Annotated in this window: 21 protein-coding genes and 1 tRNA gene; 13 read left to right on the top strand and 9 right to left on the bottom strand. The window is 58.3% G+C overall.

Annotated features, from left to right (window positions below; translation table 11 throughout):
* Positions 1–46: 46 nt before the first annotated feature.
* Positions 47–208: a hypothetical protein gene (locus tag SynNOUM97013_RS12955; RefSeq protein WP_186480148.1), complete on the bottom strand. Its 162-nt coding sequence runs from the start codon at positions 206–208 to the stop codon at positions 47–49.
* 102 nt (positions 209–310) lie between these two features.
* On the opposite strand from SynNOUM97013_RS12955, the gene SynNOUM97013_RS12960 reads away from it, so the two are divergent.
* Positions 311–1,540, top strand: coding sequence for an ABC transporter substrate-binding protein (locus SynNOUM97013_RS12960; protein ID WP_186480149.1), 1,230 nt, complete (start codon positions 311–313; stop codon positions 1,538–1,540).
* Positions 1,537–2,820 carry a mechanosensitive ion channel family protein gene (locus tag SynNOUM97013_RS12965; protein ID WP_186480150.1) on the top strand — a complete coding sequence of 428 codons (1,284 nt, stop codon included), beginning with the start codon at positions 1,537–1,539 and terminating at the stop codon, positions 2,818–2,820. Before SynNOUM97013_RS12960 ends, SynNOUM97013_RS12965 begins: the two co-directional genes overlap by 4 nt.
* Position 2,821: 1 nt before the next feature.
* On the opposite strand, the gene SynNOUM97013_RS12970 is transcribed toward SynNOUM97013_RS12965, so the two are convergent.
* A complete protein-coding gene (locus tag SynNOUM97013_RS12970) occupies positions 2,822–3,457 on the bottom strand; it encodes a 2OG-Fe(II) oxygenase (protein ID WP_186480151.1) in 636 nt (211 codons plus the stop codon).
* A gap of 14 nt (positions 3,458–3,471) precedes the next feature.
* Complete coding sequence (locus SynNOUM97013_RS12975) at positions 3,472–3,927, bottom strand: protein phosphatase (protein WP_186480152.1); 456 nt, start codon at positions 3,925–3,927, stop codon at positions 3,472–3,474.
* A gap of 68 nt (positions 3,928–3,995) precedes the next feature.
* Here SynNOUM97013_RS12975 and SynNOUM97013_RS12980 point away from each other — a divergent pair, with 68 nt between their 5' ends.
* The 6 genes from SynNOUM97013_RS12980 to SynNOUM97013_RS13005 all read left to right on the top strand — a co-directional run bounded on the left by SynNOUM97013_RS12980 (position 3,996) and on the right by SynNOUM97013_RS13005 (position 7,158).
* Positions 3,996–4,253 carry a hypothetical protein gene (locus tag SynNOUM97013_RS12980; RefSeq protein ID WP_186471219.1) on the top strand — a complete coding sequence of 86 codons (258 nt, stop codon included), beginning with the start codon at positions 3,996–3,998 and terminating at the stop codon, positions 4,251–4,253.
* Between the two features lie 38 nt (positions 4,254–4,291).
* Positions 4,292–5,212: an oxidoreductase gene (locus SynNOUM97013_RS12985; protein WP_186480153.1), complete on the top strand. Its 921-nt coding sequence runs from the start codon at positions 4,292–4,294 to the stop codon at positions 5,210–5,212.
* A 7-nt stretch (positions 5,213–5,219) separates the two neighbouring features.
* Positions 5,220–5,615: a Fur family transcriptional regulator gene (locus SynNOUM97013_RS12990; RefSeq protein ID WP_186480154.1), complete on the top strand. Its 396-nt coding sequence runs from the start codon at positions 5,220–5,222 to the stop codon at positions 5,613–5,615.
* A gap of 134 nt (positions 5,616–5,749) precedes the next feature.
* Positions 5,750–5,953: a hypothetical protein gene (locus SynNOUM97013_RS12995; protein WP_186480155.1), complete on the top strand. Its 204-nt coding sequence runs from the start codon at positions 5,750–5,752 to the stop codon at positions 5,951–5,953.
* A 158-nt stretch (positions 5,954–6,111) separates the two neighbouring features.
* Entirely contained in the window at positions 6,112–6,591 is a 480-nt protein-coding gene (locus SynNOUM97013_RS13000) for a Nif11-like leader peptide family natural product precursor (RefSeq protein WP_186480156.1), read from the top strand.
* Positions 6,592–6,915: 324 nt separating this feature from the next.
* Positions 6,916–7,158 (top strand): hypothetical protein, encoded by a 243-nt coding sequence (locus tag SynNOUM97013_RS13005; protein WP_186480157.1) that lies wholly within the window; start codon positions 6,916–6,918, stop codon positions 7,156–7,158.
* Between the two features lie 130 nt (positions 7,159–7,288).
* Here the strand turns inward: SynNOUM97013_RS13005 and SynNOUM97013_RS13010 are convergent.
* Positions 7,289–7,360 (bottom strand) — tRNA-Val (locus SynNOUM97013_RS13010).
* Positions 7,361–7,417: 57 nt separating this feature from the next.
* On the opposite strand from SynNOUM97013_RS13010, the gene SynNOUM97013_RS13015 reads away from it, so the two are divergent.
* Complete coding sequence (locus SynNOUM97013_RS13015) at positions 7,418–7,930, top strand: metal-binding protein (RefSeq protein WP_186481645.1); 513 nt, start codon at positions 7,418–7,420, stop codon at positions 7,928–7,930.
* A gap of 28 nt (positions 7,931–7,958) precedes the next feature.
* Positions 7,959–8,792, top strand: coding sequence for a nucleoside triphosphate pyrophosphohydrolase (mazG, locus tag SynNOUM97013_RS13020; RefSeq protein WP_255443110.1), 834 nt, complete (start codon positions 7,959–7,961; stop codon positions 8,790–8,792).
* 33 nt (positions 8,793–8,825) lie between these two features.
* Here the strand turns inward: mazG and SynNOUM97013_RS13025 are convergent, their stop codons facing one another.
* The 3 genes from SynNOUM97013_RS13025 to SynNOUM97013_RS13035 form a co-directional block, all read right to left on the bottom strand.
* Positions 8,826–9,011, bottom strand: a complete 186-nt coding sequence (locus SynNOUM97013_RS13025) for a hypothetical protein (RefSeq protein ID WP_186480159.1) — start codon at positions 9,009–9,011, stop codon at positions 8,826–8,828.
* Positions 9,012–9,080: 69 nt separating this feature from the next.
* The gene (gene arfB, locus SynNOUM97013_RS13030) at positions 9,081–9,515 is read right to left on the bottom strand and encodes an alternative ribosome rescue aminoacyl-tRNA hydrolase ArfB (RefSeq protein ID WP_186480160.1); all 435 of its coding nucleotides are present in this window, start codon (positions 9,513–9,515) and stop codon (positions 9,081–9,083) included.
* Positions 9,516–9,536: 21 nt separating this feature from the next.
* Positions 9,537–10,223: a hypothetical protein gene (locus tag SynNOUM97013_RS13035; RefSeq protein WP_186480161.1), complete on the bottom strand. Its 687-nt coding sequence runs from the start codon at positions 10,221–10,223 to the stop codon at positions 9,537–9,539.
* Positions 10,224–10,345: 122 nt separating this feature from the next.
* Between SynNOUM97013_RS13035 and speE the strand changes: the two genes are divergently transcribed.
* Both speE and speB read left to right on the top strand, forming a co-directional pair.
* A complete protein-coding gene (gene speE / locus SynNOUM97013_RS13040; RefSeq protein WP_186480162.1) occupies positions 10,346–11,209 on the top strand; it encodes a polyamine aminopropyltransferase in 864 nt (287 codons plus the stop codon).
* Positions 11,206–12,069, top strand: a complete 864-nt coding sequence (speB, locus tag SynNOUM97013_RS13045) for an agmatinase (RefSeq protein ID WP_186480163.1) — start codon at positions 11,206–11,208, stop codon at positions 12,067–12,069. The genes speE and speB overlap by 4 nt, the downstream gene beginning before the upstream one ends.
* On the opposite strand, the gene SynNOUM97013_RS13050 is transcribed toward speB, so the two are convergent.
* Both SynNOUM97013_RS13050 and SynNOUM97013_RS13055 read right to left on the bottom strand, forming a co-directional pair.
* The gene (locus tag SynNOUM97013_RS13050; RefSeq protein ID WP_186481646.1) at positions 12,066–12,446 is read right to left on the bottom strand and encodes a cyclic nucleotide-binding domain-containing protein; all 381 of its coding nucleotides are present in this window, start codon (positions 12,444–12,446) and stop codon (positions 12,066–12,068) included. The two genes, speB and SynNOUM97013_RS13050, sit on opposite strands and share 4 nt — an antisense overlap.
* Positions 12,447–12,540: 94 nt before the next feature.
* Positions 12,541–12,810, bottom strand: coding sequence for a metal-binding protein (locus tag SynNOUM97013_RS13055; protein WP_255442816.1), 270 nt, complete (start codon positions 12,808–12,810; stop codon positions 12,541–12,543).
* 136 nt (positions 12,811–12,946) lie between these two features.
* On the opposite strand from SynNOUM97013_RS13055, the gene gcvT reads away from it, so the two are divergent.
* Complete coding sequence (gene gcvT, locus SynNOUM97013_RS13060; RefSeq protein ID WP_186480164.1) at positions 12,947–14,050, top strand: glycine cleavage system aminomethyltransferase GcvT; 1,104 nt, start codon at positions 12,947–12,949, stop codon at positions 14,048–14,050.
* Positions 14,051–14,080: the final 30 nt, after the last annotated feature.

Consider the following 14,080-nt stretch of genomic DNA (forward strand, 5'->3'; position numbering starts at 1 on the left):
GCACAACACCGTGCGCATCACCCGCCAGCCCACAGTCGATGCTCCTTCAAGCCTCGACTGGTGATCTCTGGCATAGGCACTGATCTTCTGCGGGAAAGCGTTCCAACACGAAGGCATCAGCATTGCCACCCCAGAACAAGGCCTGTGACGCTGCGAGTGCTCCGAACCAACGCAGCGACGCACTCACCGAGCCCCTGCAAGTCGGCATCCGACCGCACGCACCCTCTCCATCAAGGTCAGGGATCTTCCGCAACGTTCAACCAAGACCAACAAAACAACCGACAATGTTGATCAACACGCTCTCTGACGCTTGATCCGAAAGCTCGCCGTCAGTCTGCTGATCACGTCTTGGCTACTCGCAAGCTGCGGGCGCATCGGCAACGAGATGCCGGTGTTGCTGTATCTGGCCATGGCGATCGACAAGGACGCCAGCATCGACACCAGTACGCAGGCCGACTTCCGCAAAAGGATCGAGCTGATTGCTGATGACTACCGCAAGATTCATCCGCACGTTCAAGTGCAGTTTGAGCTCTACGAGCACAGCAACCTGCTCAAAGAGCTCAAGCGACGCGACGCCTCAGACCTGGGACCGGATCTGATCATCACGGACACACTGCAAGCCAATGAATTGTTTGCAGCCCAGCTGACGGAGGCGGTTCCATTGCCAGAGGCCAAACGCCTCGACACCGAAACCTCACTCTGGGAACGGGTGCTGCTCAGCAATGGAGACGTCGTGGGGCAGCCCATCGCGATCTTCCCCCAGATCGCCTGCTTCAACACAACCGTGATTGAGCGAGCACCGGCCACATTGAGCGCCTTGCAGCAAACGGCAACGTCCGGAGCACGCGTCGGGCTGCCGGTGACCTTCGCCGAATTGCTGTGGTCCGCCAGCAGCCATGGTGCCCTTACAAGCCTGGCGCGGGCCGGAGCCGGCGAGACCCTGTCCACGCAAAACACCGAATCAATCCAGGACTGGCTCCTCTGGCTGGAAAACGCCAGTGCCCACAACAACATCACCTTCTTTGAGGACCAGGGCCAGCTGGAGAACTTGCTCAAAGACGAGCAGCTGGACTGGGTGAGCTGCAATGCCAACAGCCTGCCGCGACTGCGCGAGGCCCTGGGCGACAAGCTCGGCGTGGCTGCACTGCCCGACGGTCCAGATGGTGCAGCAAGCCCCGTGAACGACGTCAGAGTGCTCGCGTTGGGCTCCAACTCAAGCGCCCAGCAACGTGCCGCTGCCATCAACCTGACCCACTACATCACCAACGCCATGGTTCAGCGCAATCTCTCTCTGCGCTCCCTGGCCTTTCTTCCCGTCAATCCCAACGTCGATATTTCCGACCCAAGCTCCACCACCCTGACGACGCTGGTGTCAGCCAAAAACGCCGCAACACAACACGAAGCGGATCTGGCAGGGCTCGTCCACCAAGCCGACCGATCTAGCGCTGTGACGCCAACCCTGATCCCCTTGATCTTCGGCGCCTCTAATCCACAATCCAGCGCAGATGCGCTGGTCCAGAGCCTGCAAAGCAGACCATGAATGAGCTGCTCTGGGAAATCGTCGGTTGGTTCGGATACTTACAGCGAAGCGCTGTGGTCAGCCAGGTCCTGCTCATCGCCGGAATCAGTGCGGCCTGGCGACTGAGCGCCCATCAGCGATTGCAGGTAAAAGCCAATCGATCCCTGCGCCTGTTGTTCGGTCCGATCACTGTGCTGCTTATCGCAGGGCTGATCGGTGCCTTTGGAGGTAAAGCCGGATTGATCAGCTATGCCGGGTTGTGCTGGCTGGGCTGGAATTCGCTCAGCCTGCTCAGAAAATTGCTGCAGCGATTGATCCCCGCTGAGCAAGTACGTGCACTGGAAAGCCGTCTGCTTAGGCCGCTTTATCTCGTTGTCGCCGGCCTCAATTTGATCAGTCAATTCGATAACCCAGCCGATCTCGGCGTGATCCAGCTGGGCAACCTTTTCGGGGTTGCCATCACCTTGAACACATTGATTGGTTCGTTGCTGGTGACTTACTTGCTGTTGGTGGCCAACAAGCCACCTGCTGCAGCTCTGGCCTGGTTGCTGAAACAACTGCTGGGCTGCACGGAAAACAGCCGCAAAGCGGTCGAACTCATCATCCGCTACGTGCTGGTGGGCATCGGCGTCTTAGCCGTGAGTTTTCAAATCGGCTTGAACAGCACAGCCCTGCTGACGATTGCTGGGGGTTTGTCAGTGGGTCTTGGCTTTGGCGTTAAAGAAGTGTTCTCGAACTTCATCAGTGGCATCTGGCTGTTGTTCGAAGGGTCCGTTCGCCCGGGTGAAATTCTTGTGGTCGATGGAGACCTCTGCGAAGTCCGCAAGCTCGGCTTGCGCGCCACCTTGCTTTGGCGAGGGAAAGACAATGCCGAACTGCTGATTCCCAATCAGCAGTTCTTCACCGATAAGGCCACCAGTTACACCGCAACCGACCGCATGCGGCGCAGCCAAATCCGAGTGGGCGCGGCCTACCACCACGACCCTGAAAAAGTGATCGCCATCTTGGAACAGTCGGCTCTGGGTATTACAAAGCTGCTCGACTATCCAGAACCCAAAGCACGTTTAGTGAACTACGGGGAGTCCTCCATTGAATACTCCCTGAGCTTCTGGATGGAAGACCCCATGAGCAATGCAGGGATCAAAAGCGATCTCAATCGGGCGATCTGGAACGCCTTCCAACGCGAAAAGATTGAAATTCCATTCCCTCAGCGTGTGGACTACATCCGCGAATGGCCCCCTGGCCAAACCGGCGACCCGCAGCTGAACGATCAGCACCCGAGCGACGCACGCGAGCTGTAATTCAGGACTGTGAAAGCCGCTGGAGGTAGCCCGCACGGGTGCCGGCATTGATCCAGCCCGTGGCGATGGTTTTGCTGTGTTGATGATTCACACGGCCACGATGAATGTGGCTGGGGCCTGCGGGAAAAATCACCAATTTGCCCCGTTCCGCCTCTTCATGATGCTGCTGCCAGTGAAACTCGGTGCCGGCCTCTTCCACGGAATCGCAATAAAGAATCCAAGCCAGAACGCGGTGCACAGGCTCCGTTGCTTCGTCGCTGATGGTCCAATCGCAGTGCCATTGGCGAAAGCCTTCTCCAGGGGCATAACGCTGGAGATTGAAGATCGGCAGCACGAAGAGTTCCCGGTCGGGACACACGTCTCGGAACAACGGGCGCTCCTGCAGGTAGCGCTCAAGTCCAGCCGTCACGCCACGGAGGATCAGCTCGGCGAGAGCGCAGGCTTCCGGATCACTGCGGTCGATCGCAACGAGGCTGATGTCCGTGCTGACTTTGGCGGGCTCCTGATCATTGGCGGAGCCAAAGGCAATGCCAGGACGCTGCAGATCCTGACGACGATCAAAAAATGCCATCACGCCATCGGCCACGGAAGCAAAGCCGGCGTTGCTGTAACGCCCGATCAAATTGGAACCATCCATTTCAGGCCTCGGTCTCAGGACTCGGTCGAACTCCAGGGAATCGTCATCACCCCCTCCAACTGCTGCCAGCGGGCGCGCTCCAGCACCCGTCCAGTCAACCCCACGCGCTCCAGCGCCTTGGCCACTTGGTCTGGATGAAGCACGGAGGCATCCTCAGGCGCCTGGGACAGCACCAACACCTGCTGATCGGCGGGATCCGCCAGCACCTGCAGCTCGAGATCCCCGAGTTCCCGCTCAAAGAACACGCGTCGCAACCGGGACGTCAGAGGATCACCCAGTGCCCTGGCGAACTGCTCAAGGCTGTCGCGTTCCCCAGACAAGCCGCAATTGAGCGCAAGCCAGATCAGCAATTTCGCCCAGCTATCAACCGTCCAAAGCGGCTGGAAACTGTCCCGATGCTGACGGATGAGCTCCATCAAGGCGAAATCAACCAACGTGCCCTGCAGCTGATCGGGATCCGGATGGCTCATGCTGATCCTTACTTGAGGACATCTTCACCCCCGGGGGTCAGACTGGTGCAGCGCCTGTCCGCCTGACCATGACCCTGGATCTCAACGATCCCGAACTCGAGTTCTCCGATCTGGTGTACGCCTATCAGAGCTGGGTGATGGCGATCATCAACGACGAGAAGCTCGAAGGCGAGGACATCCTTCTCACCGATGAAATCGCTGAAGACGCTCTGAATGCGATGCGCTTCCTCCCAGGGGAGGTCACAAGCGCCATCGAAACTTCGCTCGCACGCGTCTACGACGTGGATGCCGATGAACTAGCTGCCTTGCTCTTCCCCGAAGACTGAGCCCAGCAGCGAAACTGCACTCGAGCTGCCATCGCCGCATGGGCTGGACCATCGACGACATGCCTGATCAACGGGGGCGCATTGCCCTTGTGACAGGTGCCAACAGCGGACTGGGCCTGGAGACAACCCGGGCCCTGCTCAAAGCTGGTGCCACGGTGTTGATGGCTTGCCGCAGCCGCCGCAAAGGGGAAGCAGCCCGCTCGCAACTGCTGGAACTGGGCTCCTCTGGCGTTGACCTGCTCCACCTGGATCTTGCTGACCTGGCCAGCGTGGAGGCCTGCATCGATGAGGTGCAATCCCGTTATGGACGACTGGATTTGCTGATCAACAACGCGGGAGTGATGGCACCACCGCGCTTGCTGAGCCAACAGGGCCATGAGATGCAGTGGGCCGTCAATCACCTCGGACACTTCGCACTCACCAACGCCCTGCTGCCTCTGATGGAAGGCCGAGAGCTGGCGAGGGTGGTCACGGTCACGTCCGGCGCTCAGTATTTCGGCGCAATTGGTTGGGATGACCTCAACGGAGAGCGCCGCTACGACCGCTGGAAGGCGTACTGCCAGAGCAAACTCGCCAACGTGATGTTCGCGATCGAGCTGAACGAACGGCTTGAACAACGCGGAAGCTGCGTTCGCTCCCTAGCCGCCCATCCAGGACTGGCCAGAACGAATCTGCAACCGATGTCGGTGGCGGCATCAGGAGCCTGGCAGGAAGCCATGGCCTATCGCCTGATGGATCCGTTGTTCCAGAGCGCTGCACAGGGTGCCCTTCCTCAGTTGCATGCCGCCACCAGCCCCACGGCCAAGGGAGGCGAGCACTACGGCCCAGGACAATTTGGCGGCATGCGCGGCGCCCCCAAGCAACAACCGATCGCACCCAGTGCACGCATTGCCAAGGATCGCGAACGCCTGTGGCAAGTCAGCGAAACGCTGATCGAAACCCGCAGCAACGCGGCCTAAGAGGACCATGGAGCAACCAGGATCCACTGCCACCCAGCGTCAGCAGCTGCTTCTGGACGAACTGCGGCGGAGTGATAGTGAAATGAGCGGGCAACAACTGCATCGGCAGCTGGAAGGCCGCCCCGGCGCGATGGGCCTGGCAACCGTGTACCGAAACCTGCGCAAGCTTCAGCAATGCGGAAAGGTGAGGTGTCGCCATCTGCCGAACGGTGAAGCGCTGTATGCACCCGTGGATCGCGATGAGCACCATCTCACCTGTGTGAACTGCGGATCAACGCAAACACTCGAGCAGTGCCCCATCCATGGCATTCACGTGAATGCGCCGGAGACGAGCAACTTTCACCTGCTCTTTCACACCCTGGAATTTTTTGGACTGTGCGATAACTGCCGCCAGGACCGCTGAAGACAGGCATCCACCAGGCAAACCAAAAAACCGCAACCCAGCAACGCAACAAGACCAAATCGAGAAGCGTGAGATTTGATACGCCATGAACTGCGCCGGGTGAGCCATGACCAAGGCATCTTCGAACCACCCCGATGGCCTCCCAACCCGAACTGATCGCGCTGACACCGCGAGGCTCCTCCATTCACAAACTTGAAAGCGGCGGATACAAAGCCTGCGATCAAGAACACCACTGCCATTTCACCAACAGCCTCTACCGGGCCGAAGAAGTGGTCCGCGAGATGGAACAGGGCTATGGCTACCCCTACGCAACCAGTTTTCACGAAATCACGCACTGAGTGAGCCTCAGGGAGAGCAGACCTCCGCACACGGTGGTGCCCGCAGACTTCATGAGTCTCGGCGGGCAGCCGATCAACACTGCAAAGGGCGTGGCGAGGCACGCAACCTTTCAGTGGCGCTCTGCTGCTGTGACCGCTCAGAAGGTCTGGAGCCACCCATGCCGGCGGAGCAACTGAAAGCATTTCTGCGCCAAGCGAAACAGGACACAGCCCTTCAGAACAAGCTCAAGAACAGCGCCAATCTGGAGACCACGCTGGCCATTGCCAAAGACGCGGGGTTCAACATCTCTGCCAATGATGTCACCGAAATGCAGGCAGAGCTGGAAGACAACGAATTGAAAAATGCTTCAGGCGGCAGGGGATTCGCCGAGTGGTTCGAGGGATTTTTCAGATGCACCACGACGATGGCATCCAGGACGGCTACCTATAAAGAGGTTTCCCCAATCACGATCAACCCAAATCTTGAGGTCGAAAATCGATTTACTTCTGTTCCCATAACGCAACCAGCCACTGATCGAACCTGGAATCGTCATTCGGCGGCGACTGCCTCCTGCGACGGACGGAGTCGATGCATTCACCGAGATCACGTAAGCGATGCAACGGGTGACCGCAGGTTGACAAAGACCTTATCAAAATGATCACTCAAATAACATTAAAATCAAAAAGCCGCATTACAGCAGCTTTGCTTTAAATAAAATCTTACGCCTCACCCGAGCCGCTCGCCCCGTCGCCACAACAAGCAACATCCATACTGCCAATAGACCGAAAATGATGAGTAATTTCATTTCCAATAGAGCCGCGCGAAAACTTTAAACACTCACTAGGAAAGTCAGGTTGAGAACATTTCAACATCCGGCTAAGAACAGGTAATCAGGCCAACCATTCAGCCAACAAGCCTGTAGCCCAGACAACCAAAAGCGCGACAAGGGCTGGATAAAGTCAACTCACATGAGCTCAAGACAATGTCCAAGGCCTCCAAGCTCATCAAGGCAATCGATGAGGCATTGAACCGATTCGACACGTTTGGTGACGACCCGGACTCCTTTGTGATCAACCTCATTCTTGAACTCGAAGTGGAGATAGAAGAGGTTCTTGACAATGGGAAACCAAAACAGTTTCAAACCATTTACGTCGAGCGTGATCGCGCTCGCATCAAAGAAAAGATCCTGAACCACGTCATGGCTCAAAACCATCCCACCAAGTAATCATTGCTCTGACGAGCACACCCTTCAACCCCACACGTCGGCTTGAGAGCATGAAGCCTCAGCCTGATCTCCATAGCAAAGCCCACCGACTGAAGGGCTGAGAATGGCTGAAAAGCCTTGCTGTGGCTGATGGGCGATACTGGGATCGAACCAGTGACAATCTCCTTGTAAGGGAGGTGCTCTACCGCTGAGCTAATCGCCCGTCGGGCTAATTCTGCCTGATCGCGGCAGTCTGGATCTGTTGTTGATCGCTGCGTCCGTGGCCTGCGGCCGAGACCATGACCGCGCCACCGCGGCCTTCTGCATTCCAATCTGGATGATCACCAGCTGGTGGCTGGGCTGGAGCACTGGGAGCATCGCCGCTGTCTCCTTTCTGGTGGGCGGCCTCTGGCTGTCGCCGGATCTTGACGTTCAATCCCGTGCGTTGAAGCGCTGGGGCCTGCTGGCCTGGATCTGGTGGCCCTACCGGCGGCTGGTCCCGCATCGCTCGTTGTGGTCGCACGGTCCTGTGATCGGCATGACGGTGCGCCTGGCCTGGATCCTGCTGCTGCTGGGGCTGGCATGGACCGGACTGGCTTGGATCGTGGAACCCACCATCCCGACCCCCCTCCAGGCATGGCCGGGACTGCTTGCTGCCGCGCGGCAACACCCGCACGCGCTGTGGGGGGCCTTGCTGGGCCTGGAAGGCAGCGTGTGGCTGCACTTGCTGCTCGATGGCGATCCTTTGCCAGCCGAATGGCCCAAGCGATGGCGCCGGCGTCGCCAACGGTGAGAGGGTGGCCACAACCCTTGGCATCACCATGGCCTACGACGTGCCAGTCCCCGAACCCACCGATCCGTTACGCCGCCTCGAAGCCGTGGTGGCTCGTCTGCGCGATCCCAATGGCGGCTGCCCATGGGACCTGGAACAGACCCATGCATCGTTGACGCCCTACGTGCTGGAGGAAGCCCACGAGGTGGCCGACGCGATCCGCCATGGCGATGACCAGCAGCTGAGGGAGGAACTGGGGGACCTGTTACTACAAGTTGTGCTGCACGCCCAGATCGCCAAAGAAGGCCAGCGCTTCAACCTGGATGCCATTGCCAACGCCATCAGCGAGAAACTGATCCGTCGCCATCCCCATGTGTTTGCCGATGGGACAGCAGACAACAGCGCAGCGGTCCGCGCGAGCTGGGAAGCGATCAAAGCGCAGGAACGGGCCCAGCAGACAGGGGCTGCCAAGTCGGCAAGCCCACTGAGCGGTCAACTCAGCAGCAAGGTGCGTGGTCAGCCCGCGTTGGCCGGCGCCATGACCATTTCAAAAAAAGCAGCCAAAGCCGGCTTCGAATGGGACGACATGGCGGGAGTGTGGGAAAAGGTGCACGAAGAGCTCGATGAGCTCAAGGAGGCAGTCGCATCGGGAGACCGAACCCACGCCCAGGAGGAACTGGGGGATGTGTTGTTCACGCTCGTGAATGTGGCCCGGTGGTGCGAAATCGACCCTGAAGACGGATTGGCCGGCACCAATCACCGCTTTCTTGATCGCTTTTCCAGAGTGGAAGCAGCCCTGGGTGGAGACATTCAGGGGAAAAGCATTCGCGAGCTAGAAGCTCTCTGGCAACAGGCCAAAGCGGCAATCCGCGCTGAGTCCTGAACGCAAACGTCGGAGATCACGCCAAGCGAGGCATCACTCGTGGGAGACGATCGTGCCCTCGGTGGTACCCCACAAATGGCGCTTGACCTGATCGGCCTGTCGGATGTAGGCCCGCGCCTGCTCTCGCGACGTGCAACGACGGGCACCTTCTTCAAGACGCATCAGAGCAACAAGCTCTTCGGTTGGGGAGTGCCAGGGCCTTGACGAGTTCTGCTTCATCGGTCCACCTCCGCGACACACTTGAGTTAAACCCACCTTAACCAAAACTTCCAGCCCTCTTAGCAATGACTAATCGTCCAGAGAAGGGCGGCCCTGTCGGCGTCGCTTGAGCTCGCTACGGCGACCTTTGGCATCCAGCCGTCGTTTCACAGCACCGCGTCCAGGACGGGTGGGTTTGCGCTTAGGCGGCGGTGATTTCAATCCCTCCCGCAACAGATCAGCAAGACGCGCCAAGGCCCGCTGGCGGTTCTGCCACTGCGAGCGTTCCTCCGCCGCGACCACCCGCAGACATCCACTCTGCAGACGCGAAGCCAGCTGTTCCCGCAACAGCCGTTGGCGAAACGGGCCAAGCGCCTTGGACTGCTCAAGATCGAAGAGCAGCTCTACGCGGGAGTCGGTGGTGTTCACCCCCTGCCCGCCTGGACCAGAAGCCCGTGAGAACCGCCACTGCAGCTCAGCCGCAGGAATCACCAGCCGGTCATTGATGTGGAGATCTTGAACCATGACAACGCTCCGGCCAATCTCCTAGCGGAACAGATTCATGCCCAGCAGCTGCTGCTTGGCGTCGAGCTTCTGCAGATGCTCAGGAAGCCGCAGATCAATTGCATCCCAGATCGGCACCTCTAGATATGCAGCCAGGGTTCGGGCATCGTCACGAATGGCATGAAGCGAACCGTGGTCAGTCACATTCAGCCGCCGGCCATCGCGACACACCAGATTGAGCTCAAAGCTGTCATAGGAGCCCTCGTTGCCACGCACAAACTCCCGCAGCAACTGCAGGGCATACACCTCCCGCAACGGCGTCGCACGGTCCCGCTGCATAAACACTCCCTTGGATTGATCGAAGCAAACCTGCTGACGACGCATGTGCCAAAAGAACAATCCCCCCATCACTGAAAACACCATTGGCGCCAACCCCATCAGCGGAGCCTGAGCGACTGAGGGCGTGAACAGCAGATGACCGACGGTGAGCACAACACCCAACAGCACGAGTGCGCCACATCCGAACGTCACCAGCGGCGTGACCGCAAAAGTCAGGGTCGAAGCCATCAAGCCCTTGCACAGCTGCGCACGATGGGTGCAGATATTGGTGCCTCCGCGCACCAGCGGCATCCAATCGACCTGCACGGCAATGGGGTCGTCAAAGCAGGCGGGATCCAGCAGCTCCCGCTTGTCTGCGAACACCGACAAGGCCGATTGGATCCAGCCCATAGAAGCTCTGCAGGGATGGGTCCAGTCTGCGCCGAACAACAACCGCCCAACAACAGCCGCCGAACAACAAAGCAGATCGACCAACGCTGGTCTTAGCTAGAGGAGAACCCAAGCGTCCAGCCATGACCCAACCATCTCCAGCCGCAACAGGCTGGATTGATGAACCCCACCAGGGGGTGCGCTACGGCCTCGAGGGTCGCGTACTGGTGGAGGAGCAGAGCAAGTTCCAGCGCATCACCGTGATCGAAAGCGCGCGCTACGGCAAAGGGCTACTGCTCGATGGCTGCTGGATGACGGCTGAACGACAGGAACGCCACTACCACGAATCCCTGGTGCACCCGGCCCTCTGTGGTGCTGAAGGCATCGCCAAGGTGCTGGTGATCGGAGGTGGCGATGGCGGCACCGCACGCGAATGCCTGCGCCACCACGGTGTGCAGCATCTCGACATGGTGGAGATCGACGGGCGAGTTGTGGCGCTCAGTCAGGAACATCTGAGCTCAGTCGGCGGCGACTGCTGGGACGACCCCCGCTTTCACCTCACCGTGGGCGACGGAGTCGCCTGGACCGCAGCCGCACCAGATGCCAGCTACGACGTCGTGATCGTGGACGGCTCTGACCCAACAGGCCCCGCTGAAGGTCTGTTCAACCGCACCTTCTTCCAGCACTGCCGACGCATCCTCAAACCGGGTGGCGTGTTTGCAACGCAGAGCGAATCACCGGAAGCCTTCCGCCAGGTGCACATCGACCTGGTGCGGATGCTGCGGGAGGTGTTCGACCATGCCGATCCCCTCTATGGATGGGTTCCGATGTATCCCAGTGGCTGGTGGAGCTGGACCTTCGCAGCGCAGGGACAACCGCGTTATCGAAATGCTGATCCTGCCCGTACCGCGGCGATAGCGGCGGGCTGTGAGATCTGGAGCCCCCGTTGGCAGGCGGGCGCCTTTGGGGCCATGCCCGTGTTCATGGAGCGGGAGCTGACGCCATGACGGATGACCGCAACAACCTGTTTGACCAGGAAGGCGCCATCTTCATGGGAGCGCGGCGCGAACCGAAAGGCTGCCAAGTGGGACTCTTCGGGGTGCCCTACGACGGCACCACATCGTTCCGGCCTGGCACCCGCTTCGGGCCAGCCGCCGTTAGGGAGGTCAGCACAGGACTGGAGAGCTATTGCCCGCAACTGGATCGTGACCTGGAGGCCATGGCCTACGCCGACCTGGGCGCCGTGGAGATTCCCATTGGGGCTCCGGAGCCAGTGGTGGACGCCGTCAAGAAAGCAACCGCCTGCGTATTGAGCGAGGGTCTCAAACCACTGATGCTGGGAGGCGAACACTCGATTACGTCTGGAGCTGTCGCTGCCGTCGCTGCCCATCACGCTGATCTAGTGATGGTGCAGCTGGATGCCCACGCCGACTTACGCGATGAATGGCTGGGGGCCCAGCACAGCCATGCCTGCGCCATGCGCCGCTGCTTAGACGTGCTACCCAGCCAGATGCTGCTGCAAATCGCCATTCGCAGTGGCACCAAGCAAGAGTTTTCAGAGCTGAACACCAGCGGACGACTCACCCCCATCAAGGAGATGGCTCAACGACTCCATCCGCTCCGAGGCAAGCCCCTCTATCTCACGGTGGATCTCGACTGGTTTGATCCAGCGGTGATGCCAGGAACCGGCACACCCGAACCGGGGGGATTTCTCTGGCAGCACTTCGCGGAACTGATCGAAGAACTGAAGCACCACAACCTGGTCGGAGCAGATGTAGTGGAGCTGGCACCTCAGTTGGACCCCAGTGGCATCAGCAGTGTGCTGGCCGCCAAGGTGACGCGGAGTTTGCTGCTCCTGCTGGGTTAGTAGAAGTGCGTTGCGTCCAGACGCTGCTCCCGCAGCCGCCGGTGCTGACCACTGAGCAACGTGAGCACGAGCGTGGGATGGGTGTGGATCAGCTCCAGGAAACTCTTGCGATCCAGACGCAACGCGTGCACCGGTGTGATGGCCTTGGCGGTGCGGCTGTGGCGAGCGGCATCCGCCACAAGATCCTCGTAGAAAAACACCTCGCCATCCTGATAACGGAGGCGATCACGACCATCAGAGGTCAACTCCACCAATCCACGCTGGATGGCGTAGAGAGCGCTTGCCGTTTCACCACGCTCAAACAGGATGCTTCCTGTGGGCAGCAACAGCTGCTCCACGTTGCGATGTTCAGCGATCAGCTGAACGGCAGTCGGCATGGACTGAGGAACCGGCACACGAACAGCAACAGGACATTCCCATTGTTGCCAACGCGTCAACGTTCTGACGTCATCTCAACACTTGCTCGTGGTACTACAAAACCCGCACTGGCGTGTCCTGAGAATGAGCGGCCTCGACGGAGGCTCCAAGATCCAACTGGCGATCACCGCTGATCAAGGCCTGATCAACGGAAACCAGAGGGGGAAGCACCGGAGCGCGGGCCGTCCAGTGATGGCAAAACAGAATGCGGGCCAACTCTGGGTGCACATGCAAACGCCGTAGACGACACCAACCACCAGACGAGCCTGAACCGGCGGCAACGCAATGAAGGCAGGACTGGCAGGTGGTCTGAGACAGAAGCAAGAACTGAAGTGAAGCTCAAGCTAAGGACGCTTGCCAAAGCGGGCGACATTCATGGCGCAATCTGCGGCTTTGCTTCCACTTCCGACGAAAAACGGAGGTGCGTTCATAGGATCACGATCAAGGCAGCAAATGCACCATGGGCAATCTCAAAACACCTCTCCATAGCCGCTGCCTAGAAGCCAACGCAAAGATGGTTGATTTCGCTGGGTGGGACATGCCACTGCAGTTTGATGGAGTTCTGCAAGAACACAAATCAGTACGCGAACGCTGTGGGCTATTTGATATTTCGCACATGGGCATTTTAAGCCTTAGCGGAAGGCAAGCAAAAGAAGCACTCCAAGGATTGGTTCCCACTGACCTCTTCCGAATCGGGAAAGGACAAGCCTGTTACTCAGTTTTAACCAATGAACATGGCGGAATCATTGATGACTTGATTGTCTACGACAATGGATGGAACGAAGACATCGATAAAGAAGAAATGTTTATTGTCATCAATGCCGCAAGAGCCGAAAAAGATGCTGAATGGATCAAGAATGGCGTCAAAGCCTTTGAAATAAACATCACCGATAAAAAGGGAGATGGTGTTCTACTGGCACTTCAAGGGCCGGAAGCAGAAGACAGATTGAAAGAAATAACCGAATTAGATCTACATGAAATGCCCCCATTTGGGCATCGCACATTCGATACGCGAGATTTTGGGGAAGTGATGATAAGCAGGACTGGTTACACAGGTGAAGACGGGTTTGAATTGCTTTTCAATACGGAAGCTGGTGGGCTTTTTTGGGATCAATGCTGCGAACGTGGAATACAGCTTTGCGGCTTGGGTGCACGCGACACTCTCAGACTTGAGGCGGCAATGCATCTCTATGGAAACGATATGACAGAGGAAACAACACCAATTGAAGTTGGCCTGGGGTGGCTAGTCCATCTAGAAATTCCAAGAGATTTTATCGGACGTAAACAGCTCGAGCAGCAAGCCCAAAACAACACCAACCGAAAACTAAGATGCATCAAAATGGAAGAGAAAGCAATACCCCGCAAGGGATACAAAGTTCAAGATGCAAACGGCAAAGTTGTCGGAACGATTACCAGTGGAGGGTGGTCCCCAACATTAGAAGCAGGAATAGGACTCGCACTAGTCAATCTCAGCAGCAGCAAACTAGGCACGCAACTTAGTGTAGAGATCCGAGGCAACAAAAATGCTTGCAAGATAGTAAAGAGACCATTCATACAAAAGTAAGGCAGCAAACAAACTCCTATCAACGAATGG

Origin of the sequence: Synechococcus sp. NOUM97013 (assembly GCF_014279815.1) — a bacterium.
GTDB lineage: Bacteria > Cyanobacteriota > Cyanobacteriia > PCC-6307 > Cyanobiaceae > Synechococcus_C.